The sequence below is a fragment of the Chelatococcus sp. KU-N122 genome (genome assembly GCF_055391085.1).
The window spans coordinates 3598303-3621648 of the sequence record NZ_AP043981.1 but is presented as its reverse complement, the minus strand read 5'-3'; the positions used below and the strand labels follow the sequence as shown (position 1 = coordinate 3621648).

At 68.5% G+C, this 23346-nt stretch carries 24 protein-coding genes and 1 tRNA gene; 14 read left to right on the top strand and 11 right to left on the bottom strand.

All coding sequences use genetic code 11. From position 1 onward, the window contains the following. Positions 1–259 precede the first annotated feature (259 nt). Both ACZ5PO_RS16175 and ACZ5PO_RS16170 read left to right on the top strand, forming a co-directional pair. Positions 260–529 (top strand): type II toxin-antitoxin system ParD family antitoxin, encoded by a 270-nt coding sequence (locus ACZ5PO_RS16175; RefSeq protein WP_464195220.1) that lies wholly within the window; start codon positions 260–262, stop codon positions 527–529. Next, complete coding sequence (locus tag ACZ5PO_RS16170; RefSeq protein ID WP_464195218.1) at positions 522–818, top strand: type II toxin-antitoxin system RelE/ParE family toxin; 297 nt, start codon at positions 522–524, stop codon at positions 816–818. The genes ACZ5PO_RS16175 and ACZ5PO_RS16170 overlap by 8 nt, the downstream gene beginning before the upstream one ends. Before the next feature lie 57 nt (positions 819–875). Here ACZ5PO_RS16170 and ACZ5PO_RS16165 read toward each other — a convergent pair whose 3' ends face one another. After that, positions 876–1898, bottom strand: a complete 1023-nt coding sequence (locus ACZ5PO_RS16165) for a Tim44 domain-containing protein (protein WP_464195216.1) — start codon at positions 1896–1898, stop codon at positions 876–878. Between the two features lie 350 nt (positions 1899–2248). On the opposite strand from ACZ5PO_RS16165, the gene ACZ5PO_RS16160 reads away from it, so the two are divergent. Both ACZ5PO_RS16160 and ACZ5PO_RS16155 read left to right on the top strand, forming a co-directional pair. Beyond that, a tRNA-Arg gene (locus ACZ5PO_RS16160) sits at positions 2249–2325 on the top strand. A gap of 194 nt (positions 2326–2519) precedes the next feature. Continuing rightward, positions 2520–2867 (top strand): hypothetical protein, encoded by a 348-nt coding sequence (locus tag ACZ5PO_RS16155; RefSeq protein ID WP_464195214.1) that lies wholly within the window; start codon positions 2520–2522, stop codon positions 2865–2867. 52 nt (positions 2868–2919) lie between these two features. On the opposite strand, the gene ACZ5PO_RS16150 is transcribed toward ACZ5PO_RS16155, so the two are convergent. Next, a complete protein-coding gene (locus tag ACZ5PO_RS16150; protein ID WP_464195212.1) occupies positions 2920–4656 on the bottom strand; it encodes an ABC transporter ATP-binding protein in 1737 nt (578 codons plus the stop codon). Between the two features lie 211 nt (positions 4657–4867). Here ACZ5PO_RS16150 and ACZ5PO_RS16145 point away from each other — a divergent pair, with 211 nt between their 5' ends. Further along, the gene (locus ACZ5PO_RS16145; RefSeq protein WP_464195210.1) at positions 4868–5797 is read left to right on the top strand and encodes an MBL fold metallo-hydrolase; all 930 of its coding nucleotides are present in this window, start codon (positions 4868–4870) and stop codon (positions 5795–5797) included. Positions 5798–5933: 136 nt separating this feature from the next. On the opposite strand, the gene ACZ5PO_RS16140 is transcribed toward ACZ5PO_RS16145, so the two are convergent. Beyond that, complete coding sequence (locus ACZ5PO_RS16140; protein WP_464195208.1) at positions 5934–6830, bottom strand: LysR family transcriptional regulator; 897 nt, start codon at positions 6828–6830, stop codon at positions 5934–5936. Between the two features lie 87 nt (positions 6831–6917). On the opposite strand from ACZ5PO_RS16140, the gene ACZ5PO_RS16135 reads away from it, so the two are divergent. The 4 genes from ACZ5PO_RS16135 (at position 6918) to ACZ5PO_RS16120 (ending at position 9480) form a co-directional block, all read left to right on the top strand. Further along, positions 6918–7907 carry an NAD-dependent epimerase/dehydratase family protein gene (locus tag ACZ5PO_RS16135; protein ID WP_464195206.1) on the top strand — a complete coding sequence of 330 codons (990 nt, stop codon included), beginning with the start codon at positions 6918–6920 and terminating at the stop codon, positions 7905–7907. Between the two features lie 149 nt (positions 7908–8056). Beyond that, positions 8057–8263 carry a hypothetical protein gene (locus ACZ5PO_RS16130; protein ID WP_464195204.1) on the top strand — a complete coding sequence of 69 codons (207 nt, stop codon included), beginning with the start codon at positions 8057–8059 and terminating at the stop codon, positions 8261–8263. 123 nt (positions 8264–8386) lie between these two features. After that, a complete protein-coding gene (locus tag ACZ5PO_RS16125) occupies positions 8387–8659 on the top strand; it encodes a hypothetical protein (protein WP_464195202.1) in 273 nt (90 codons plus the stop codon). A 374-nt stretch (positions 8660–9033) separates the two neighbouring features. Then, positions 9034–9480, top strand: a complete 447-nt coding sequence (locus ACZ5PO_RS16120) for a nitroreductase family deazaflavin-dependent oxidoreductase (protein ID WP_464195200.1) — start codon at positions 9034–9036, stop codon at positions 9478–9480. Between the two features lie 40 nt (positions 9481–9520). Here the strand turns inward: ACZ5PO_RS16120 and ACZ5PO_RS16115 are convergent, their stop codons facing one another. Then, positions 9521–10588 (bottom strand): NAD(P)H-dependent flavin oxidoreductase, encoded by a 1068-nt coding sequence (locus tag ACZ5PO_RS16115; RefSeq protein ID WP_464195198.1) that lies wholly within the window; start codon positions 10586–10588, stop codon positions 9521–9523. A 209-nt stretch (positions 10589–10797) separates the two neighbouring features. On the opposite strand from ACZ5PO_RS16115, the gene ACZ5PO_RS16110 reads away from it, so the two are divergent. Both ACZ5PO_RS16110 and ACZ5PO_RS16105 read left to right on the top strand, forming a co-directional pair. Continuing rightward, the gene (locus ACZ5PO_RS16110) at positions 10798–11682 is read left to right on the top strand and encodes an alpha/beta fold hydrolase (RefSeq protein WP_464195196.1); all 885 of its coding nucleotides are present in this window, start codon (positions 10798–10800) and stop codon (positions 11680–11682) included. Positions 11683–12125: 443 nt separating this feature from the next. After that, positions 12126–13586 (top strand): carbohydrate porin, encoded by a 1461-nt coding sequence (locus tag ACZ5PO_RS16105; RefSeq protein WP_464195194.1) that lies wholly within the window; start codon positions 12126–12128, stop codon positions 13584–13586. 35 nt (positions 13587–13621) lie between these two features. Here ACZ5PO_RS16105 and ACZ5PO_RS16100 read toward each other — a convergent pair whose 3' ends face one another. The 3 genes from ACZ5PO_RS16100 to ACZ5PO_RS16090 form a co-directional block, all read right to left on the bottom strand. Continuing rightward, positions 13622–14086 (bottom strand): cupin, encoded by a 465-nt coding sequence (locus ACZ5PO_RS16100; protein ID WP_464196862.1) that lies wholly within the window; start codon positions 14084–14086, stop codon positions 13622–13624. Positions 14087–14303: 217 nt separating this feature from the next. Beyond that, positions 14304–15563: an MFS transporter gene (locus ACZ5PO_RS16095; RefSeq protein ID WP_464195192.1), complete on the bottom strand. Its 1260-nt coding sequence runs from the start codon at positions 15561–15563 to the stop codon at positions 14304–14306. Between the two features lie 188 nt (positions 15564–15751). Then, positions 15752–16651, bottom strand: a complete 900-nt coding sequence (locus ACZ5PO_RS16090) for a LysR family transcriptional regulator (RefSeq protein ID WP_464195190.1) — start codon at positions 16649–16651, stop codon at positions 15752–15754. An 87-nt stretch (positions 16652–16738) separates the two neighbouring features. Here ACZ5PO_RS16090 and ACZ5PO_RS16085 point away from each other — a divergent pair, with 87 nt between their 5' ends. Both ACZ5PO_RS16085 and ACZ5PO_RS16080 read left to right on the top strand, forming a co-directional pair. Continuing rightward, the gene (locus tag ACZ5PO_RS16085; protein WP_464195188.1) at positions 16739–17161 is read left to right on the top strand and encodes a CidA/LrgA family protein; all 423 of its coding nucleotides are present in this window, start codon (positions 16739–16741) and stop codon (positions 17159–17161) included. After that, the gene (locus ACZ5PO_RS16080) at positions 17133–17846 is read left to right on the top strand and encodes an LrgB family protein (protein WP_464195186.1); all 714 of its coding nucleotides are present in this window, start codon (positions 17133–17135) and stop codon (positions 17844–17846) included. Before ACZ5PO_RS16085 ends, ACZ5PO_RS16080 begins: the two co-directional genes overlap by 29 nt. 43 nt (positions 17847–17889) lie before the next feature. On the opposite strand, the gene ACZ5PO_RS16075 is transcribed toward ACZ5PO_RS16080, so the two are convergent. Next, positions 17890–19659 (bottom strand): ABC transporter ATP-binding protein, encoded by a 1770-nt coding sequence (locus ACZ5PO_RS16075; protein WP_464195184.1) that lies wholly within the window; start codon positions 19657–19659, stop codon positions 17890–17892. A gap of 142 nt (positions 19660–19801) precedes the next feature. On the opposite strand from ACZ5PO_RS16075, the gene ACZ5PO_RS16070 reads away from it, so the two are divergent. Continuing rightward, positions 19802–20857, top strand: a complete 1056-nt coding sequence (locus tag ACZ5PO_RS16070; protein WP_464195182.1) for a glycosyltransferase family 4 protein — start codon at positions 19802–19804, stop codon at positions 20855–20857. A gap of 32 nt (positions 20858–20889) precedes the next feature. On the opposite strand, the gene ACZ5PO_RS16065 is transcribed toward ACZ5PO_RS16070, so the two are convergent. The 3 genes from ACZ5PO_RS16065 to ACZ5PO_RS16055 form a co-directional block, all read right to left on the bottom strand. After that, positions 20890–21558, bottom strand: a complete 669-nt coding sequence (locus ACZ5PO_RS16065; protein WP_464195180.1) for a methyltransferase family protein — start codon at positions 21556–21558, stop codon at positions 20890–20892. A 40-nt stretch (positions 21559–21598) separates the two neighbouring features. Further along, positions 21599–22039: a hypothetical protein gene (locus ACZ5PO_RS16060; protein ID WP_464195178.1), complete on the bottom strand. Its 441-nt coding sequence runs from the start codon at positions 22037–22039 to the stop codon at positions 21599–21601. A 121-nt stretch (positions 22040–22160) separates the two neighbouring features. Beyond that, positions 22161–23324: a flavin-containing monooxygenase gene (locus ACZ5PO_RS16055; RefSeq protein ID WP_464195176.1), complete on the bottom strand. Its 1164-nt coding sequence runs from the start codon at positions 23322–23324 to the stop codon at positions 22161–22163. Between the last annotated feature and the right edge of the window lie 22 nt (positions 23325–23346).

Here is a 23346-nt window from a genome sequence, read left to right as displayed (position 1 = left end):
AGGAGGTCGTCACCCGGGAGCTTAGAGCATGATCAGCGCCGATGGGGCACCGGTTTTGCGGCAGACGGGGCGCCACGGTGACGCAAAGATGGTCAGCGCGGCCGGCAGCGTTTGGACGGTTGCCGCAGCGGGCGCAGCGTTACCGACGACCCAGCGTCGGCGCTGGCCCGGGACATAGGCCGCGACGCGCGAGTTGCCGGCTCTAAGAATATTTGTGAAATTATCTTATCGCGCTATCTTCTCGTGAATAGGGGACGCCATGGCGACGATGACGATTTCTTTGCCCGATCCCATGAAGGATTGGATCGAAGCCCGGATCAAACAGGGGGACTATGCGAGCGTGAGCGACTACGTGCGCGATCTCGTGCGGCGCGACCGGGAGCGCCGGGCGCCTTCCCAGTTGACGCTCGACGACCTGCGTCGGATCGTCGATGAAGCACGCGCGAGCGGGACGAGCGACAAGTCGGTTGCCGACATCCTCGACGCGGCCAAGCTGAAGGCCAAGGCGAGCGGCTTGCTGAATGAGTGACTACGGCCTGACGAAACAGGCCGAAGCGGACCTCTTCGACATCTTCCTTTACGGCTATGAGCACTTCGGAGCGCAGGAGGCGGAAGCCTATGCCGCCGGGCTGGAGCGCACATTTCAGCTTTTAGCCGACAATCCCTTGATGGGGCGCCGAGCAGAGGCAATCGCCCCCGGGGTACGACGGCACGAGCACGGTGCTCACGTCGTTCTCTACGAGAAAGCTCACGGCGGCGTCCTCATTCTGGCGGTCATTCATGCCGGCAGCGTGAGGCAGCTCAGGATCACGAAATAGCCGGCATGGCGAACCATGCCGGCCCTTCTTGGCATTCAACGTTGCGGCGCGGCGGCCTCAGCCGGCCTGCTGAATCGCCGACAGCACCCAGGGGCCACGGTTGTCGCGGCGGAACGTCCACAGCTCCACCGCCTCGGTCGGGGCGTTCGGATCACCGCCCACGACGCGGCCGGTGGCGCGCTCGATGGTCGCATCCTTGATCGAGAAGCGCATGGCGACGGTGGCGTAGTCCGTCGGCCCTTCGCGCCAGGCCTCGGCCAGGTCGCCCTGCAGCAGCCGCGGCTCGGTCACGGTGTTGACCACGCCGCGGCGGGCATTCTCGGCCAGCTCCTCGCCCAGGTAGCCGAACATCTCCGGCGTGGTGATGCGGCGCAGGGCATTGGCGTCCTCGCGGCCGTAGGACGTCTGCAGCTCACCCAGCAGACGCTCGAAGGCGCCGTAGTCGTCAGGGCCGATGCCCACGGTGTCGCTGCGCGCCGGGGCAGGCCCGGGCTGTGCCGGGCCGGGGCGGCCCATACCGCCAAGACCCGTGCCGCCAAGACCCGTGCCGCCAAGACCCGCGCCGCCCAGGCCGCCGAGGCCGCTCAGGCCGGTGGGGCCCATGCCCTGGCGCATGTTGGGCCCAGCCCCTGCAAGGGCGGGCTCGGAGCGGCGTCGGAAGAAGCGTAGCGCCAGCATGACCAGGCCGACGATCAGGCCGACCTGCAGCAGCAGGCCCAGGAACGAGGCGATGCCGGCCAGACCGCCGAACAGGCCATGACCCGCGAGCAGGCCGAACAGGCCGGCGCCGAGCAGGCCGGCCATCAAGCCGGTGCCCAGGCCGAAGCGCGGACGCTGCGCCTGCTGGGCCGCACCCGCCATGCCGCCGCTCTGGACGCCGGGCTGGGTCTGCGAGCGCTGCATGGGCTGCACGCCGCTGGGCGCCGTTTGCGTGGACGGCGGAGCCGAATAGGTTTTGGAGCCGCGGCTGCCGAAGCTGCCGCCCGAGGACGGCCGGGCGTCGGCGACGCTGACGGCGAGACTGGCTGCCAGGGCGGACGCCAATACGATGCGGCCCGCACGAGACATGAAAGACGACATTTCAGGTTCCCCTCCCGCGGATCGGTGTCATGGTCCGGGACGGCCACCGAGCGACCCGGCGCCCCCGAATCGGAGGTGCCCTGTCGCAACCGGCGTATGCTGTCCAGACATGCTAGGTCCGCGCACCCATCATATGGGATGACTGCGGCCGGGCGGAAGGGGCCGGAGGCCGACGATCGACACGGTGCGCGCGGAGTTGCGGCCGGAATCTGCTCCCCGGCGCGGCCGATCACGCGCGCCGGCCGCTGTCCACAACACAATCGTGACAATCGCGGCTCAAGGCTTGCAATGCTGCGCTCGATCCCGTAATGGACGCGCCTTGATCACGCGGGCCCTGCGGCCCGCCGTTGGCGCCCGTAGCTCAGCTGGATAGAGCACCAGACTACGAATCTGGGGGTCAGAGGTTCGAATCCTTTCGGGCGCGCCATTCCTCAGCTCTCTCCGAGCTCAGGTTTCTACAGCCTCTCTTAAGAATGCTCATGACAGCTGGCCGTTCCAGGCGCCGATTGCGTCGGTGATCGCTGTTGGCTGACCGCCGGCCCCTTGTCGCACGGCCTCGACGCGTTCCCCCGGGTCAATTGTCGCCTTACCGTTACGCACCTTGAGGCAAAGTCGGCAGCCATGAGCAGGACCAAATCCTTTCCGGCGCGACGGCTCGACGACAAGGGGCGATGCTGCGAGCGCACGCCCAAGAAATTACTTCGCCCGATCAAACTGTTCTGCCCCCGCTGCTGCTGCGAGTTCGACGTGGACGGCGCGCAGCGCCCGAACTGGGCATGGGCCGAGACGAAGGCGGGCCGGTTCGTCCCCACGCAACCCCAGGCGGAGTACGCCATGCACGGCCGCCCGCTGCCGACGCATGGCATCGTCTCCCGCTTGCGGCTGACAATACGCGGCGTGCCGACCAGCAAGATGCGGGTGCCGTTCCAGCGCGGCGGCAGTCTTCCGGGTCCGCGCGCCGACGTGTGAGATCGAGGGGGGTGGAACGTCGCACCGACCGCGGTGGGCGTTGTGTCGTCGGCTACGGTGAGGCGGCTCGCCGGCTCGACGTCTGCGCGGCGTGCAGGATGTGATAGCGTCCGTCCTTGCGCGCCAGTAGCTCGGCGTGGCTGCCCTGCTCGACGATCCTTGCTCCCTCGACCACGAGGATCCGATCGGCATTGACGATGGTGGCGAGCCGGTGGGCGATGACCAGCGTCGTGCGCCCTTCCGCAAGTTCGGCAAGCGATTGCTGGATGGCGCGCTCGGTCTCCGTGTCGAGCGCCGAGGTCGCCTCGTCGAGGATCAGGATCGGCGGGTTCTTGAGGAAGATTCGGGCGATGGCGAGACGCTGCTTCTGCCCGCCCGAGAGCTTGACGCCTCGCTCGCCGATGATGGTGTCGAGCCCCGAGGGCAGGTCGGCGATCATCGAACCGAGGCGGGCGCGCCGCGCCGCCTCGACGATCTCGGCCTCGCCGGCATCGAGCCGACCATAGGCGATGTTCTCGCGGATCGTGCCGGCGAAGAGGAAGACGTCTTGCTGCACGATGCCGATCTGCCGACGCAGCGAAGCCAGCGTGAACTTGCGGATATCGATGCCGTCGATGGTGATCGCGCCCGAATCGACTTGGTAGAAGCGCGGCAGCAGCGAGAGCAGCGTGGTCTTGCCCGCCCCTGACGGGCCGACGATCGCGACGGTCTCGCCCGCCGCGATCGAGAGGTCGATCCCCGACAGCACCGGCCGCTGCCTCGAATAGCCGAAGCCGACCTTCTCGAAACGGATATCGCCCTTCAGCGCCGGCGCCTCGACAGCGTCGGGCGCATCCGCGATCTCGGGCTCGGTCGCCAGCAGCTCCCGGTAGCGGCGAAAGCCCGCGATGCCCTTCGGATAGGTCTCGATCACGGCGGCGATCTTGTCGAGCGGCCGATAGAATACGCCGAGCAGCAGCAGGAAGCCGACGAAGCCGCCGATGCTCAGGCTGCCCTGCACCACATACCAGGTGCCGGCCAGCATCACCGCGAGCTGGACGAGGCGCATGCCGAGATAGTTCAGCGCCTGGCTCGCCGCCATGATGCGGTAGGCTTCGAGCTTGGTCGTGCGGTAGCGGCTGTTGTCGCCGGCGAACAGGCGACGCTCATGGGCCTCGTTGGCGAAGGCCTGCACGACGCGCATGCCGCCGATATTCTCTTCCAGGCGGGCGTTGAAGGCGCCGACGCGGCCATACTGCGTCTGCCAGTTGCGCGTCATCCGGCCGCCGTAGCGAGCGACGACGAAGCCCGCCAGCGGCACGATCAGCGCGGTCAGCAGGGCGAGGTGCACATGCACGCTCAGCATCAGCACGAAGGCACCGAGGAAGGTCATCACGGCGATGAAGAGATCCTCCGGCCCGTGATGGGCGACCTCGCCGATCTCCTCAAGGTCCTTGGTGACGCGGGCGACGAGATGGCCGGTCTTCTGATTGTCGTAGAAGCGGAAGGAGAGCGTCTGGAGATGGTCGAAGGCGCGCCGGCGCATCTCGGTCTCGATATTGATTCCGAGGCGGTGGCCCCAATAGGTCACGATCGCCATCAGGCCGGTATTGAGCGCATAGATCGCCAGCAGCGCCGCCCCCGCCAGCATGATCAGCGGCCAGTCGCCGCGCGGCAGCAGCAGGTCGACAAAGGCCTTCATCGCCATCGGGAAGCCGAGCTCGAGCAGGCCCGACAGCACGGCGCAGCCGAAATCGACCAGGAACAGCGTCCGATGCGGACGGTAGTAGGCGAAGAACTCTTTCAGCATGGCACGCTCATAACAGGTTCGCGACCGTGTAGTGCAGGCTTGAACCTCTGGGTGCACATGCTCACCGGGACGGCCCGCGCCGCTGCGGCGCAGGACGGGGCCGAGGTCGTCGCCGGCGCCGGCAAGTGCTGACGTCCCGGCCGCCGATGGGTACACTGGTCGTGGCCGCCGCCGTGGCGGCGATAACACATCCAGGGAGAGACCGGTCAGCATGAGTACCCCCGCCGCCGAATCCATAGCCCGCCCTCCGGTTCAGCGTGCCGACTTCGGTCGCGTGTCGGTCTTCCTCGGAGAGAAGAACGGGAAATATCCCGACGGCAACCAGGTCATGGTGCGCGGCTCCGATACACTGACGGCCTTCGACACGCCGATCGCCGCCAACTACATCGGCCCCGAGTTCGACGCCGCCGAGCTGGTGATCATGAGCCACGTGCACGAGGACCACATGGCCGGCCTGCATCGCCTGCCGAACGCGGCCGTGCACGTGCACGAGGCCGACCTGCCGGCGGCGCGCACCTGGGAGGGGTTGGCCACAGCCTACGGCACCAACGAAGCCGCCCGGCCGCAGATGCTGGCCAAGTTCGAGCGTGAGTTCTTCTATGCGCCGCGGCCCGACGCCGTGGGCTACGTCGACGGCCAGGTCTGGGATCTGGGACACGGGCGGGTGCGGGCCTTCCACATGCCCGGCCACACCGCCGGTCACGCGGTGCTCCTGGTCGAGCCGGACGGCGTGGCCTTCATCGGCGACATCGACCTGAGCGGCTTCGGGCCCTACTATGGCGACGCGTCCTCGAGCCTCGCCGACTTCCGCCGGTCGATTGCGCGGCTGCCGGACATCCCGGCGCAGGTGTGGATCACCTTTCACCACCGCGGCGTGTACACCGACCGCGAACGCTTCCTGAACGATCTGGCCGCCTACGGCGCCAAGCTCGACGAGCGCGACCAGCGCCTGCTGGAGCTGTTGCGCGCGTCTCCCAAGACCCTCGAGCAGCTGGTCGAATGCCGCCTGCTGTACCCACAAGACTACAACGAACTATGGGTCGTCGACTGCGAGACCCGCAGCATCTCGCAGCACCTGGACGAGCTCGTCGCCGACGGGCGCGCGCGGGTGGACGAAGAGGGCGTGTACCGCCCCGGCTGATGCCAAGAGCATGTCCTGATCAGATGAACTCATCTGATCGGGTCGACATGCTCCAAGTCTTTATCATCCTCCAAGTCTTTTCATCTGGAGCGTTTCTCTCCGATCGGGTGGTTCCACCCGATCGGAGAGAAACGCTCTAATGGGCGCGCGCATAGGCAGTCATCGCCGCAACCAGATGATCGAACACGGCACGCATGCGCGGCATGCCGCGCAGATCCTCGTGCATGGTGATCCACGTCTCGAGCGCAAAGGCGAACTGGTCCGGCAGCAGGCGCACGAGGTTGGGATCGCGCCGGGCGAGGCCGACCTGGCAGATGCCGATCCCGGCGCCGGCGCGGATCAGGTTGAGTTGAGCGAGGTCGCTGTCGGTGCGGAAGGCGAACTGCTCGCGCGTCATCCGGAGGCCGAGGGCGCGCAGCGTGCGCACGCCGACGGTCTCGCGGTCATAGCCGACGATGGCGTGGCCTGCTGCAGCATCGAGGCTCCCGGGCGCGCCGTGGCGGGCCAGATAGTCCCGGTGCGCGTGCAGGCCGAGCACGACGTCGCCCACGCGTTTGGCCAGGAGCGCGGCCTGCTTCGGACGCGCCATCCGCACCGCGATGTCGGCTTCGCGGCGCAACAGATCGGCTGGCTGATTGGACGTGACGAGCTCGATCGAGAGCCCTGGATACCTGGCGCGGAGGTCGCGCAGCATCGCCGGCAGCACCTCGGCGCCGATCACGTCGCTGGCGGTGATGCGCACCGCGCCCTCGACGGCGGCGGCCGCGCCCGAGGCGACGCGTCTCAACGCGGCGGCCGCCGAGGCCATGGCCTGGGCATGCGGGCGGAGCGCGCCGGCGGCCTCGGTGGGCAGAAGCCCGCGCGGCGAGCGGGTGAAGAGCGGCGCGCCCAGGCTCGCTTCCAGCTGCTCGATATGGCGGGCCAGCGTGGGCTGGGTGAGGCCGAGCGCGCGGGCGGCACGCGACAGGCTGCCCTCATCGAGGACGGCGAGGAAGGAGCGATAGAGGTCCCAGGCGGGCTCGGCGGAGTTCATTGATTTCCGTATATCAAATGAATAGATTATCGCAATTTCGTTTAATTCGCCGCGGCGCCATCTTCGCCCCACACAATGGAGGCGAACATGAGCAACGGACGACTGGCCCTGGTGATCGGCGCGGCGGGCGGTGTCGGCTTCGCGACGGCACAGGCGCTGGCACGCCATGGCTGGCGCGTGCGCGCGATGACGCGACGGCCGGCGACCGGCCTGAGCGGCGCGGACTGGGTGCAAGGCGACGCGATGAACGCCGTCGACGTGGCAACGGCGGCGCGCGGCGCGGACCTCATCGTCCACGCGGTCAATCCGCCCGGCTATCGCGACTGGCCGAAGCTGGTGCTGCCGATGCTACGCAACACCATCGCCGCGGCCGAAGCGAGTGGCGCGCGGATCGTGTTTCCCGGCACGGTCTACAACTACGGGCCGGATGCGCTGCCGCTGCTGCGTGAGGACGCCCCGCAGACCCCCCTCACGCGCAAGGGGAAGATCCGTGTCGCCATGGAGGACGAGCTGGAGGCTGCGTGTGTGCGTGGCGTCCGCGTCCTGATCTTGCGTGCGGGCGATTTCTTCGGCCCGCACGCCGGCAACTCGTGGTTCTCGCAAGGTATGGTGAAGCCCGGCGCGCCGCTGCGCTCCGTCACCTACCCCGGCACGTTCGACATCCCCCATGCATGGGCCTACCTGCCGGATTTCGCCGAAACCGTTGCGCGCCTGCTCGATCGCGAGGACGACCTGGCGCCGTTCGCGCGCTACCATTTCGCGGGACATACGTTTCTGCGCGGCGTTGAAATGGCCGAACGGACGCGCGCCGCCGCAGGTCGGCCGGCGCTGCCGATCAGACGTTTTCCATGGGGAGCGCTGCTGGCCCTGTCGCCGTTCGTCCGGCTGTTCCGCGAGATGGCAGAGATGCGCTACCTGTGGCGCCAGGACGTCCGGCTCGACAATTCCAGGCTCGTCGCGTTTCTCGGCGCCGAGCCGCACACGCCGATCGACGCGGCGTTGCGCGCGACGCTCGATGCTCTCGGTTGCGTCGACACACCGGCGTTGCGCGGAAAACCCGTCCGAGTTGCGTCTTGAGCCGCTGCCGCGACGGGAATGACGCTGTTTTCAAGGCGTTTCGTTCAAAGAAACGTGAGGCGGCTACCAGGTTGCGAGAATTCTGGCATTCTAATGTCGCGCTAGTCTGCCTGCCACGGGGGTGCAGGTTGGGGGCACGGAGACCGGATATGGGCTACGTGGTATTGATCTATCGCAAACGCGGCCGGGAGCCGTCGGCGCTCGTGCGCGAGAGCCTGGCTGAAGCCGTCGATTTGGCCCAGCGGCTCGTCCGCAAGGGCAAGGCGGTGGCCGGCGTCGCGGGCATCGGTGGTGCCACCTTCGCGGGGACCGAGTTGGCGAGCCTCCTCCGGACGAACGGACCGCCGCGCCGATAGCTCGGCCTCCCGGCTCGAGCACACGCCCGTTCGGCGGCTACCGGCGCGCGCCGGTGGCCGCCAGCCCTATGCGAGCCCCTGTGAAATCGGCGCATGTGAAACCCGAACCCCGTTGGACAATGCATGAGTTCCGCCATCACCAACGACGCCACTCGCGTTCCCTCCGAAAGCTATCTCTCGGCGCTGTGCTGGCTCGTCGACGCCGGCGGCGAGAAGGCGACCAGCGACATTCCCCATGACCGTCTCGAGCCTCTGCTGCAGCTGTCGAGACGCAGGGGCAACAGCCAATTCGTCCGCGTTCGCCTCGGCTCCGGGTTCAGATCGGTCGTCTGCATCACCTCGGCAGGGCGGCAGTTGGCGCGCCGTCACGGACCAGCAGACCGGCGCACTGGATAGCCGGCAAAAAAAGAAAAGGCCGACACCGTCCTGGCGACGGCGCCGGCCTTATCGCAGCCCCACCCCCCGGCCGTTGATTGGGCGACCTTGGCCGATGACTGGAGCCGAGGCCATTAGAACGGGTCCAGGCCGAACCGACAATATCGCCTTTAGTCTGCGGTCGCCCTGGCCGCGACGCGGTGAAGGCGCACGGCCACCTCGACCTCCGATGGCCCGGTCTCGCCACACCGCGGGGGCCGAGCCCTGGCTGCTCCGGACGCCCGCCGACATCATGTCCCCGGGGTGCAATCCGCGTCGAGCCGGCGTAATCTGCCCTCTCTCCGGCGCCTTCATAGCGCCCGGGTCGGGGTGCAAGTCAAGTCGAGGTGCAAGTCATGGCTGAGTACATTCCAAGCCCTGTCGACTGGGCGCGAAAGCAAGTCGAGCTTTACGAGAGCAGCGGCGGCACTCAAGGCACGACGTTGCTGGACACCGGACTGCCGGTGATCATCGTGACCCACATCGGCAACAAGACCGGTGGGGTCCGCAAGACTCCCCTGATGCGCGTCAAGGACGGCCCGAGCTACGTCCTCGTGGGATCACGGGGCGGAGCACCGAAGGACCCGCAATGGGTGCACAACCTGCGCAGCAACGGCCAGGTCGAAATTCGCGACGAGACCGTCGTCCAGCCCATGCGCGTGCGCGAGGTCACGGACGACGCTGAACGCGCACGGCTCTGGGCCCTCTGCGTGGCGGCCTTTCCGCCCTATGCCGACTACCAGCAGCGCACCGAGCGGCAGATTCCCGTTTTCGTGGCGGAGCCGCTGGGCGCGACGACGTAAGCGGCGGGCCCCGGGGCAGCCGACGCCCGTACCACGCCGATCAGGCCGGGGCGGCCTGATCGCGCCCGCTGAGCAATCGCGTCAGCACGGCTGCCGGCATGGCCCGACCCAGGCGGGCCGCCTGCCCCGCCCACAGGTTGGTGAAGTCCGCCGAGCCGCGCATCTCCGCTTGCGCGCGTAGCGGCGCCAGGGCGGCGCCGGCGGTCGGGAAAGCCGGGGCCAGGTCCGACAGCGGCCCGACCTCCCGCACCAGGCGATTGACGATGCCGCGTGCCGGCCGGCCGGTGAAGACATTGGTGATGGCCGTCTCGGCTGCACCCGCTCCCACCAGGGCCTCGCGGTGGACCTGCGCGATCCGCGCCTCCGGCGTGAACAGGTAGGCGGTGCCGACCTGCACCGCCGACGCGCCCAGGGCAAATGCGGCGGCGACGCCGCGGACGTCGGCGATGCCGCCGGCGGCGATCACCGGCACGTCCACGGCATCGACCACCTGGGGGACGAGCGCCATGGTGCCCACCTGCGTCGCCATGTCCGCGGCCAGGAAATTGCCGCGATGGCCGCCGGCCTCGGCGCCCATGGCAATGACCGCGTCGACGCCACGCGCGGCGAGCCAGCGGGCTTCGGCGACGGTCGTCGCCGACGAGATGACCCGGGCGCCCGTGGCCTTCACCCGCTCGAGCAGCGCCGCCTCGGGCAGACCGAAATGAAAGCTGACCACCTGCGGCCTATAGGCCTCGACCACCGCGCAGAACGCCTCGTCGAAGGGAGCCCGCCCGGCGCCGGCAGGGACCCCGTCGGGGTCGAGGCCGAGCTCGCCGTAGTAGGGTGCGAGCCGCTTGCGCCAAGCCGCCTGCGCGGCGGCGTCGGCCGCCGGAACCGTGTGGCAGAAGAAGTTCACGTTGATCGGCCGGCGCGTGCCGGCGCGGACCGTGTCCAGCGCCGTCCGCAACTGCTCGGCCGAATATTGCGCCGCAGGCAGCGAGCCGAGGCCGCCGGCCTCGCTCACCGCGACGACCATTTCGGGCGTGGTCGCCCCCGCCATCGGCGCCTGAATGATCGGCAGCTCGACGCCGAAGAGGTCGAGAAGTCTGCGATCGCATGCTGTCATGGTGCGAGCCTCATGGAACCTCGACGCGCCGGCGGTCAGTCCGCCGGACGCGCGCCGCGGCGACGATAGTCGCATCGATGCGACCATCACCATTCCGAATTTCGAAACGCTGACTATCGCATTCGCGAAATTCATCCCGGTCCTGCGACGCCCTACATCGCCGACCAGAGCGGCCGGAGCGCGCCGTGCGTCAACGCAGGGGATCAGCCATGCATTCGTCCATGCCCATCGACATCGCCTTCCGCACCGCCGCCGTCGGCCCCGTCAGCGTCTTCTATCGTGAGGCCGGCGACCCGGCGAAGCCGACGCTGCTGCTTCTGCACGGCTTTCCGACCTCGTCCCACATGTTCCGCGATCTCATTCCGCGTCTGGCCGACAGCTATCACATCGTCGCGCCGGACCTGCCGGGCTTCGGCTTCACGACGGCGCCCGACCGCGACCAATTCGACTACACGTTCGACAACCTGGCCAAGGTGATCGGGCAGTTCACCGACGTCATCGGCCTTGCGCGCTACGCTCTCTACGTCTTCGACTACGGCGCGCCGGTCGGCTTCCGCTTGGCGCTATCGCGCCCGGAGCGGGTCACCGCCATCATCTCCCAGAACGGCAACGCCTACGAGGAGGGCCTGAGCGATGGCTGGGCGCCGATCCGCAAATACTGGCAGGAGCCGACGCAGGCGAATCGCGACGCGCTCCGCTCCCTGCTGACGCTCGAGGGCACGCGATGGCAGTACGTGCACGGGGTGGCCGACGAAGCCAGGGTCGCGCCGGAGGCCTACTGGCTCGACTACGCCCTGCTGTCGCGCCCCGGCCAGGACGAGATCCAGCTCGACCTCTTCGGCAACTACGCCTCGAACGTCGCGCTCTATCCCGCCTTCCAGAGCTATTTCGCCGCTCGCAAACCGCCGGTCCTGGCCGCATGGGGCAGGCATGACCCGTTCTTCCTGCCGCCCGGCGCCGAAGCGTTCAGGCGCGACAATCCCAACGCCGAGGTCCACCTCCTCGACACCGGTCATTTTGCGCTCGAGACGCACGCGCCGGATATCGCGGCGCTCATGCGGGCCTTCCTGGCACGGGTCTCGGCCGGCCGCTGAGGCTGAAGCGTCGCCCGGTCGGATGGCTGGCCGGAGCTGCTGCGCTGAAATCCGGCGCCCTTTTGCGCGGTCCGCCGCCGCGGCCAGAGCATTTGGCAATTGCAATAAAGTTATCCAATTGCAGAGAAATGCTCCCCCTTTTTTTGAATCCAGAGCGCTTCTTTTGCGACTGGGCGAATCCACGTAATCGCAAAGCGCTCCAGCGCGAACGAGAGTCGACCGCAGCTCACGGCCGGAACGCGGGGCGGGCCGTCGTCATATCCGGGTCGCCCTTCGCCGATATCCCGCGATGGAGTTGAAACCCTGTCCGTGGCGAAGCGTAGCAGTCCATGCGAGTCTTGTCAGAGCAAGTATCGTCCGAGCAAAATCCCGACATCCCTGGTGGTCGCCACCCATCGAACCGGACCGGCTTCGCCCTTGCGTGCTGGGCGTGCCTCAGCGGCATGCCCGCGTTGGCGTTGGATGCCAACGAGACCTGGCGCAGCTCGGAAGAGAGGCGCATCGCCACCGAGCCCCCGGCCATCGGCTCGCCCTTCGGCGCCGGTGGCGACCCTCAGACCTCGGTGGCCCAGCCGGACACCTCGGCCAAGCCCTCGGCGACCGTGACCAAGTCGATCGCCGAGAGCATGGGCGCGTTCGGCGACCCCGGCGGCTATCGGGCCCTCTTGCGGCGCTACGGCTTCGAATACAGCCTTACCTACATCGGCGAGATCCTGGGCAACACGACGGGCGGCATGCGCCGCGGCAGCATCTACGACGGCTTCCTCAATGCCGACCTCAACCTCGACCTCGAGAAGCTCGCCGGCTGGAAGGGCGGCACCGTCCACGCCACCTTCTACCAGATCCACGGCGCGGGCCTCTCGCGCAGCTATGTCGGCAACAGCCTCACCGTCAGCGGAATCGAGGCCCTGCCGTCGTCGCGGCTGTACGAGCTCTGGTTCGAGCAGCGCCTGTTCGATGACCAGCTGTCGCTGAGGGCGGGACAACTGGCGGCCGACACCGAGTTCGCCGTCAGCCAAACGGCCACGCTGTTCGTGAACTCGACCTTCGGCTGGCCCGGCCTCATGGGCATCGATCTGCCCAGCGGCGGGCCGGCCTATCCCCTCGCCACCCCCGGCGTGCGGGCCAAATACGTGCCCAACGAGAACCTCTCGTTCCAGGTCGGCCTCTTCGACGGCGACCCCGCCGGGCCCGACCGCCTCGGCCTCGAGCCCAATGCACAGCGGCGAAACCGCACGGGAACGAACTTTCGCACCACGGATCCAGGCCTTCTCATCGGCGAGATCTCGTATGCCTACAACATCGACGCGGGCGACAAGGGTGAGCCGGGCACCGTGACCGTGGGGGGCTGGCACCATTTCGGTCGCTTCGACCTCATGCGCAAGGACATGGGCGAGCCCCCGCCGTCCGCCGGCCCCGCCAACGGCATCACCCGCCGGCTGCGCGGCAACACGGGCATCTACGGCATCATCGACCAGACGATTTTTCGCGAGCCCGGCGACCCTAACGACGGCGCCAGCGTGTTCGCCCGCATCGCCGCCGCTCCAGGCAACCGCAATCTGGTCGACCTGTACGTCGATGCCGGCCTCGCCTACAAGGGGCTCCTGCCCGGCCGCTCGGACGACACGCTGGGCATCGCCGTCGCCCACGCGCGCATATCGGGGGACGCGCGTGAGGCGGATCGCGCCGACATCGTGTGCGGCGAGCGCGATTTCTCCCCCCGCACGGCCGAAACGATCGTGGAGGCGACGTATCAGCTCGTTCTCGGCCCGGGCATCTCGGTGCAACCCGACTTTCAGTACATCTTTCGGCCGGGCGGCGGCATTCCCAACCCACGCAACCCCGCCGCCGGCCGCATCAAGGACGCGGCCATCTTCGGCCTGCGCTACACGGTCCGCTATTAAGCCGGTGCGTGAGGTCGTCGCCCCCGGGGCAGGTGTCAGGCCGCGTGCCAGAGCGAGGCGAGCGGTCCGCCCGCCCCCGCCACCGGGTCGGATGAAGGGAACGGCAGGCTCGCCATGCGTGCCGTCATCTCCGGCGTCGGGGCCTCGCGGACGAGGTCCGGGCTCTGTCCCCGCGGATAGGCGCCAACGACGAGGAAATCGCTGCTCGCCTCCAGCCGGCAGTGACCGGTGCCGGTGGGCAGCAGCGCGACATCGCCGGCGCGGACCTCGACCTCGCGCCCATCCGGGCCGCCGAGCATCAGCCGCGCGCCACCCCCGGCGAAGCCGAGCACCTCATGCGCGGTCGAATGGTAATGGTGGAACGAATAGACGCCGTTGCGCCAGGCCGGCGGCCAGCCGTTGCGATCGAACAGAGCTTCGAACGCGGCTGCCGGGTCGGGACCCGCAATGGTGACGGCGTTGCGGTAGAGCAGGACCGGCAGGCGCGCGTTGTTCGGCATCCAGCCGCGAGGCCCGAGCTGGAGCACCTCCGGCTTCCCCGCCGCTCCGGCTCCGGCCGAAGCGGTGGAGGCGGCGCCGAGCAGGCTGACGCCCGCGAGCATGGCGTTGAAATGCCTTCGTGCCAGGTCCGTCATCGCGTTCCTCCTCAGCTCCAAAGCCCTCCGGCCGACGCCCGCCGACCTGAGCCGTCGAGGCAAGCCCATGGATCGGGCGGGCTCAGGCCGGGAAACGCGGAGCGTTCGCAGGCGATCCCGGAAGAGCCGGCGCCGCCTGGGACGGCTGCGCCGCCCCTCTCCGGTCAAGCCGGTGCGAGAGGATCGTCAGCCCCAGCGCAGCGACCGCCAGCGCCACCCCGATCCAGGGCAACGCATCGTAGCCCAAGCCGGCCGTGAGGCCGACCCCGCCGATCCAGGCGCCGATCGCGTTGCCGAAATTGAAGGCCCCCTGGTTGAGGGTCGAGGCGAGATTGGGGGCTCCGGCGGCCTCGTCGACCACCCGCGTCTGCAAAGGCGAGATCAGCGCGAAGGCGAGCACGCCCCAGACGAAGATGGTGACGGCCGTCGGCAGGGGCGCCACGCTGGTGAGCGTCAACGCCGCCAACACCGGTACGAGAAGGGCGAGGATGCCGATCACCGAGGGCATCAGCTTCCAGTCGGCGAGCCGCCCGCCCAGGACGTTGCCGATGGTCAGCCCCACGCCGAACAACAACAGCATCAGGGTGACGCCATGCTGGGAGACGCCAGTCACCTGCTCCAGGATCGGCGTGATGTAGGTGAACACGCTGAACAGGCTGGCCGACGTGACGACGCTGATCAGCATGGCGAGGATCACCTGGGTGCGGCCGAGGGAGCGCGCCTCGCGCACGAGATCCATCGGCGGCACCGGCAGTTCGCGCGGCAGCCACGCCTGGAGCGCCAGCGCGGCCAGGACCCCGATGGCGGCGACGGCGAAGAAGGTGTCGCGCCAGCCCAGCGCCTGCCCGAGCGCGGTGCCGAAGGGAACGCCGAGCACGTTGGCCAGGGTGAGGCCGGCGAACATCATGGCGATCGCCTGGGCCCTGCGGCGCGGCTCGACCAGGGCGGCGGCGACCACCGCGCCGAGACCGAAGAAGGCGCCATGGCAGAGCGCCGTCACGATGCGGGCCGCCATCAGCAGCGTATAGCCCGGGGCCAGCGCGCAGAGCAGGTTGCCCAGGATGAAGATGGCGACCAGCACGAGCAGCGCCCGCTTGCGCTGCATGCGCGCCGTGGCGACCGCGAGGATGGGCGAGCCGAAGGCGACGCTCAGCGCGTAGCCGGTCACCAGCAGGCCCGCCTGCGGGATCGTCACCGCTAGGTCCGCTGCCACGTTCGGTAGCAGCCCCATGATCACGAATTCGGTGGTGCCGATGCCGAAGGACGCGACCGCGAGCGCGAGCAGCGGAAGATGAGGCCGCGACAGGCCGCGGGAGGACGAAGCTCGAGTGGGCGTGGGCATCAGTCTCACCGGATGTCGCGGCGCCGACCGACGCGCGCGAACGCAGAGCCCTCAGCCCGGCCGCCCCGGCGGCGCCGGCAACCGGAGCACCGCGCGGAATTTATGCTGCGGCGCAGCATGTTCAAATGAATTGCCCGACTAAGGTCCAGTCGCCGATGGAATGATGGCGGCTTCGTCGCACGCCCCCGTCACGCGGGGCGGATCGCCTGCCCGGGGTGGACCTCGCGGACGATCGCCAGCCAGGCCTTGGCCGCCTGCGACAGATAGGCACCGCGGCGCCAGATCATGGCGATGTCCCAGTCCGTCTGCGGCTCGGCGAGCGGGATGCGGGCGACGCCGGGATTGGGCCGCTGCTGCGCGATCATGCGCGGCAGGAAGGCGACGCCGAGGCCGGCGGCGGCGAGCTCCACGACGAAATCGATCTGGCTGCTGCGGGCGGCCACGGTCGGCTCGAAGCCATGACGCCGGCACGCGCCGAGAATGATGCGGTTCAGCGCAAAGCCGGTCTCGAACAGGACGAAGGGCACATCCTCGAGATCGACGAGCGTGATCGACGTCCGTTGCGCCAGCACATGGCCCGACGGCAGCAGCGCCACCAGCGGCTCGCGCTGCACCTCCTGCCACTCGAACTCCTCCGAGACCGGGCGCAGCAGGGCTGCCAGATCGATCTCGCCGGCCCGCAGGATTTCCTCCAGCCGGTCGCCGCCATGCTCGACGAGGCGGATGTCGATGCCCGGATAGCGCTTCCTGTAGATGGCGAAGAGCGGCGCGAACAGCATGCTCGAGCCCACCGGCGGCAGGCCCAGCCTCAAGGTTCCCCGCCGCAGGCCCTGGAGATCCTCCAGCTCGACCAGGAGGTCGTCCCGCTGCGCCAGCATCTGGACGGCGCGGCGGTAGACGATCTCGCCGGCAACGGTGAGCGTGCTGCGGTGACCGATACGGTCGAGCAAGGGGACGCCGAGCTCGTCCTCGAGCTGCTTGACCGCCTTGCTGACCGTCGACTGCGTCGCGAACACCACCTTGGCAGCCTGGGAAAAGCCGCCCTGGCGCACGACCTCGACGAAGGCTCGCAGCGTTCGAAGCTCCATATTTATTCGATATCAGAATATTATTAAGTCAAACAAGTCATTTTGCGCATGCTGCGCTGCGACATATGTTTCGTGGCGGAGATCCCGATGACCACACGCCCGTTCACCGTTCGCCTTCGTCGCGGCATGCATCGCAGCCGTCTCGGCCAGATCGGCCTGATCACGGCCTTCTGGCTGGCCGGCGAGGCGCTCGTCCGGCTCCTCGCCTTGCCGGTCCCGGGCGGCATCGTCGGCATGGCGATCGTGCTGGCGCTGCTGGCAAGCCGCCGCCTGACGCCGATCAGCATGCGGCGCGGCGCGGAGTGGTTCCTGGCCGAGATGCTGCTGTTCTTCGTGCCCGCGGTGCTGGCGGTGATCGACCACCGCGAGCTCATCGGGCTGCTCGGCCTGAAGGTCCTGATCGTCATTCTCGCCGGGACGGCGGCGGTCATGGGCGTCACCGCGGTGACCGTCGACCTGGGCTACCGTTGGAGGCTGAGGCATGACCCTGCCCCTCCTCTCCGCCGCTGATCCGCTCGCCCAGGCGCTGTTCTGGTCGGCGCTGACGGTGGGGTTCTATCTGGCGTCCAAACGCCTCTACCGGCGTTGGCGGCGCTGGTGGCTGATGCCGCTCGCGGTGACGCCGGTGCTGCTGATCGCCGCCGTGCTCACCTGCCGCGCGAGCTACGGGGATTATATCCGCGGCACCGGCTGGCTCATGGCGCTGCTCGGCCCCGCAACCGTCGCCTTCGCGGTGCCGATCTACGAGCAGCGCGCCATGATCCGCCGCCACTGGCCGGTGCTCGCCGCCGGCATGCTGGCCGGCAGCGCCACCGCCATCCTGACGGGCTGGACGCTGGCGACGCTGCTCGGCCTCGACGGCCCGCTGCGGCTCAGCCTGCTGCCGCGCTCGATCAGCACGCCGTTCGCCATGGAGGTCTCGGGCGACATCGGCGGCGTGCCCGACCTCACCGCCGTGTTCGTGGCGCTGACCGGCGTGCTCGGCGCCGTGCTCGGCGAGGCGATGCTGACGTGGCTGCCGATCCGCTCGACGCTGGCGCGCGGCGCCCTCCTCGGCGTCGGCGCCCACGGCGCAGGCACGGCCAAGGCGCATGAGATCGGCCGCGAGGAGGGCTCGGTCGCCGGCCTCGTCATGGTGCTCGTGGGGTTGCTGAACGTGCTGCTGGCCCCGGCCCTCGCCGTCTGGCTGAGGTGAGCGGCCGCGGCGGCCACGGGCAGCTCGCCCCACGCGAGCTGTGTCAGGCCACCCGCTTGGACAAGCGGCCAAGCTCCCGCTCGACCAGATACCGGTAGGCGCCGTCCTGCCGCGTCAGCACGTCGGGCGGCCCATCCTGGACGAGCTTGCCACGCTCCAGCACCAGGATGCGATCGTAGTTGCGCAACGTGGAGATGCGGTGGGCGATGGCGATGACGGTTCGCCCGACCATCAGCCGCTCCAAGGCCTCGCGGATCGCCTCTTCCGACTCGCTGTCGAGGGCGGACGTGGCTTCGTCGAGGATCAGCAGCGGCGCGTCCTTGAGGAACGCCCGGGCGATGGCGATCCGTTGCCGCTGGCCGCCCGACAGCTTCACCCCGCGATCCCCGACGACGGTCAGCAGGCCCTGCGGCAAATTCTCGACGAACGGCTTGCAGCGCGCCGCCACGATGGCGTCCCAGATCTCCTTGTCGCTGGCGCTGGGCCTGCCGTAACGGATGTTGTCGAGAAGCGTGCGGTTGAGCAGCGCCGTATCCTGCGGCACGACGGTGATCGCCTCCCGCAGGCTCTGCTCGGTCGCATGGGCGATGTCGTGGCCATCGATGAGGATCCGCCCGCCCTGCACGTCGTAGAAGCGCTGCAAGAGCGCAACCAGCGTCGACTTGCCGCCGCCCGACGGCCCGACGACGCCGATGCGCTGGCCGGGCTTGATGTCCACGCTGAGGCCGTCGAAGACCTGCTTGCCGCTCGGATAGCAGAACGAGACGCGCTCGAACTTCACGCGGGCGCCGTTCGGCACCAGCGCGAAGGCGCGGGGGTGATCGCGCAGATCGTGCGGCGAGAGCAGGGTCAGCAGCGCCTCGGCCAAGCGCGCGAGGTGCTGGGTCGCATCGACCGAGGCGACGGCCAAGTCACGCGTGGCGCTCAGAACAGATATGCCGAGAGTGCAGACCAGCACGACGTCGCCGGCCGTCGCCCGCTTCTCGCGCCACAGCATGATGGCCCACGCCAGCAGCGCGCAGGTCATCACCACGACGATCACCGCGTGCGAGAGTCGCAGCTTTTCCAGGTAGAGCAGGCTGCGGCGGCGGGCCAGCAATTCCTGGAAAATCTTCCGGTCGAAGCGGCGATGCTCGCGGGCGATGCCGCCGAAGGCCCGCACCATCCCCATGTTGCCGATGACGTCGACCATCTCGCCGTCGACAGCGGCTGCCTTGTCCGCAAATGCGTGATGCAAGGGGCGGCCATTGGCCGCGATGCGGAACATGGCGATCATGACGCAGGCGGAAATGGCGACGAGCACCACGGCCATCTCGACGCTGACCGTGGCCAGCAGCGCGATCGCTCCAACGGTCGCCACGCAGGGCGGAAGCACGTTCCAGCAGAACAGGTTCTCGACCTGGAAGACCGCGTTCGAGGTCGCCGTGACGCGGCTGGTGAGCACGCCGGGCAGGCGATCGGCGAAATAGCCCGGCGCGTGGCCGGTCAGATGCCGGAACAGCTCCGATCTCAGGTCGCCGGTCACGCCGACAAAGGCGTAGCTCGAGACCCAGGTGGCGATCCGCCACAGAAAATTGTCGGCGGCGATGAACGCCACCAGCAGGGCGAAGGCCGGCCAGGGGCTCGGGCCGGTGGTCGGGTCGACCGACAGGGAATCGACCAGGAACTTGACGCCGTACTGGGTGCTCACCGAACACGCGACGGCCCCGAGAACAGCCGCAACGATCACCGTGTGAGAGATGGGGCGCCGTCTGATGTAGCGAAAAAAGAACGCTAAAGGACGATCCGCGTAGCGGCAGAGATCATATTGCACGGATGGAATTGCCTTCTCTCTGACACGGGCAAGGACACTGATCCGGCAGGGAACAAACTCATCCAATCAAATGTTGCATTGCGGGACAAGTCGGCTTCACATTCGGTGACGGAACCGCCGCCAGCAGGAGAATGATGACAGGATGAGGATCGCTCAAATAGCCCCGCTGACGGAAGCCGTGCCGCCGACCCTCTATGGCGGGACCGAACGGGTGGTGTCGTGGTTGACCGAGCAGCTCGTCGCCCTAGGTCAGGAGGTTACGCTTTTCGCCAGCGGCGACTCGGTCACGAGCGCGCGGCTGGAGGCCTTATGGCCGCGCTCGCTGCGCCTCGACGGCACCGTGCGCGATCCGAACGCGCTGCACATGTCCATGATCGAGCAGGTCTATCGTCGCGCGGGCGAATTCGACCTGATGCACTTCCATCTGGATTATTATCCCTTCTCGCTCATGTCGCGTCAGCCGACGCCGTTCGTCACCACGCTGCACGGTCGCCTCGACCTGCCCGAGCATCAGCCGGCCTTCGCGACCTTCGACACCGTGCCGGTGATCTCCATCTCCGATGCGCAGCGGCGGCCGGTGCCGTCGGCCAACTGGGCCGCGACCGTTCATCACGGCATGCCCGTCGATCTGCTGCGGCCCACGGCGGCACGGCCCGAGTACCTCGCCTTTCTCGGACGCATCTCGCCGGAAAAGCGCGTCGACCGCGCGATCCGCATCGCTCAGCTCAGCGGGCTGCCGCTCAAGATCGCCGCCAAGGTCGACCGCGCCGATCAGGACTATTTCGACGAGACCATCCGCCCGCTGCTCGCAACGCCGAACGTCGACTACATCGGCGAGATCGGCGACGACCGCAAATCGGAGTTCCTGAGCGGCGCCATCGCCCTGCTCGTCCCGATCGACTGGCCCGAGCCCTTCGGTCTGGTGATGATCGAGGCAATGGCCTGCGGCACCCCGGTGATCGCCTTCAACCGCGGCTCCGTTCCCGAGATCGTGGAGCACGGCGTTACCGGCTTCATCGTGGAAGACGTGGTGAGCGCCGCGGGCTCGGTGCGCAACCTGGGTGCGATCTCGCGCAGCGCCGTTCGCCGCCGGTTCGAGGAGCGCTTCACAGCCCAGCGCATGGGGCGCGATTACCTCGACGTCTACCGCAAGCTGATCGACGGCAAGCGCGTCAAGCCGCATCTCGTCAAGGCCTGAACGGTCCGCCGCAGCCACGGGGCGGCGCACCGCTACCAGACACAGGGAACGAAGCGGTAGCGCACGCGCCCGACGTAGGCGTCGTAGCCGGGCAAGCCCGCGCGCAAGGCCTGCTCCTCGTGCACGGCGCGCCACGCAACCGCGAGGATCAGGGCTGCGGCCACCGCCAGCCCCCACCAGGATCCGAGCAGCAGCGGCGTGCCGACGAGCAGGAACAGCACGCTGGTGTACATCGGGTGGCGCACGACGGCGTAGGGACCCGTATCGATCACCCGTTGCCCCTGCTGGAGCTTCACCACCGGCGCGGCAAAGGCGTTCTCGCGGAACGTCCACCACGTGCCGATGGCATTGATGACGATGAAGAGGCCGCCGAGCACCTGGAGCCACGGCGGCACTGCCGTGAAGCCGGTGCGGCCGGCGTCCCAGCCCATGAACGCCATCCAGCCACAGAACCCGAGCACGAAAAGCGCCAGCCAGACACGGTCCCAGGGCTTCTGATCGCGCTGGAGCGGCGAGGCCATGCGCTCGCGCAGCAGGCTCGGACTATGCCGCGCGAGCCAGAGAATCATCGCCACGCCGCCGCCCCCGAACAGCCCGATGAGGATCCAGCCGCCCGTATAGGCCAGCGTGCCGGCCGGCCACAGGATCAGGACAGCCATGAAGGCCGTCCAGGCCACGAGCTGGAGCAGGTAAGCGATCACGGGGACCTCCTCTGTGCGCATCGCAGGGCTGCGGCAACGCTCACAGGCCCGCCGGGGCCGATGATGCAGCGGGTCTGGCGAACCACCCCACGACGGTGAGCCAGAGACCGATCAGGATCAGCAGGCCGAAGCCGAGCCGCACCAACGCGACGGCTCCCTCCGATGCGACGACGGCGCGCTCGTAGAGCTGCGGCGCCGCCATGAGAAACAAGCCGCGCAGCGCCAGGGACCAGCCGAACAGAGAGATCATCACCGCCGCCACGCTGGACCAGTACTGGTGCAAGGCGATGATCAGCAGCCCACAGAACAGCAGCAGCGCGCCCGCGAACCACACCATCACCGGATTGTCGAAGAAGGCGGACGCGAGCGGACCCATGTCCGGCGCACGCACGGCAATGATGCCTGGTGCGAGAACGAGCCAGGGCCCGATGACGCGCGCGAAGGCTCGGGTGCGCGCAGCGGATTCCGACGTGGCAGCCATGGGAGGCTCTCTTCTGCACCATCGTTCGAGCAGCAAGCGCCGCGACGGAATCGGACCTGCCGTTCCATCGACCTGGCGCCCAGCTCGCCTCTGACGCCCTGTGGGTGCGTTGCTGGGGCCGTCAGTGACGTCGCGCGCGAATCGCGGCGGCGATCCGTCCGGCCTCGATGCCGATCTGGCGCAGTTGGCCGGTCGCGACGACGATGTAGCCGCAGAAGAACAGGCCCGCATGGCGCGTGGGTTGCCCACAGGCGAGCGGCATCCCGCCGTCGTCGACGACGTCGCGATGATCGGCCAGGAGATGTCGAACGCTCGGGCGGTATCCGGTCGCCAGGACGATGACGTCGAAGTGCGCGCTGGAGCCGTCGTCGAAATGCACGTCTGCGCCGGACGATCGCGCAACGCCGGGGCGGACGGCGATCAGGTGGCGCCGGATGCGATCGAGGGTGCCGACGTCCAGAACCGGGATCTTGCCGCTTCTCACCACCTGCGTCATCGGGCCGTCCGCCGGCCGATGCAGCCCGAGCTTCTCCGGATCGCCGATCACCAGGCGAAGCAGGGGCGCGTTGAGCGCGTCCACGAGAGCGGGCGGCAGCGGCCGCTGCAGGATGGCGAGCGTGACGACCGGAATGCCGAGAAGATCGCGCGGCACGACATTGACCGGTCCGCGTATGGACAGCGACACGTCCAGCCCCGCATCGCAAAGATCCAGGGCGATCTCCGCCCCGGAGTTGCCGCATCCGACGACGAGCACGCTGCCTTCGGAGCAAGATGCGGGGTTGGCGTATTCGCTGGAGTGGAGGATGCGACCGGGGAAGCTCTCCATGCCGCACCAGCCGGCACGCACCGCCTCTCCCGCCATTCCCGTGGCCAAGACCACGTTGTCGGCGCTGAACGTCCCGGACACGGTGTCGACAGCCCAGCCGCGCCCTTCCCTGATGCCCACGACGGACGACCCGAAGCGCGGGGCTATGCCGTGGTGCGCCGCATAGGCTTCCAGGTAGGCGATAAACTGATCCCGCGACGGATAGGTGGGGTAGCGGTCCGCCATCGCCAGCCCGGGCAAGCCGGAGTGGCGCTTGGGCGTGTGCAGGTGCAGGCGATCGTAGTGACGGCGCCACGAGGAGCCGACCTCCTTTGCCCGCTCCAGCACGATGACGGAGCCGCCGACACCCTGCAGGGCGCAGGCGCAAGCCAGGCCGGCAGGCCCGGCGCCGATGACGATCGTCTCCGCATCCGGCATGACCTGTTCCTCGGTCTTCGCCCGCCGGCGCAGACAGTTCATGCCTGTCGCACGCCGCGATCAA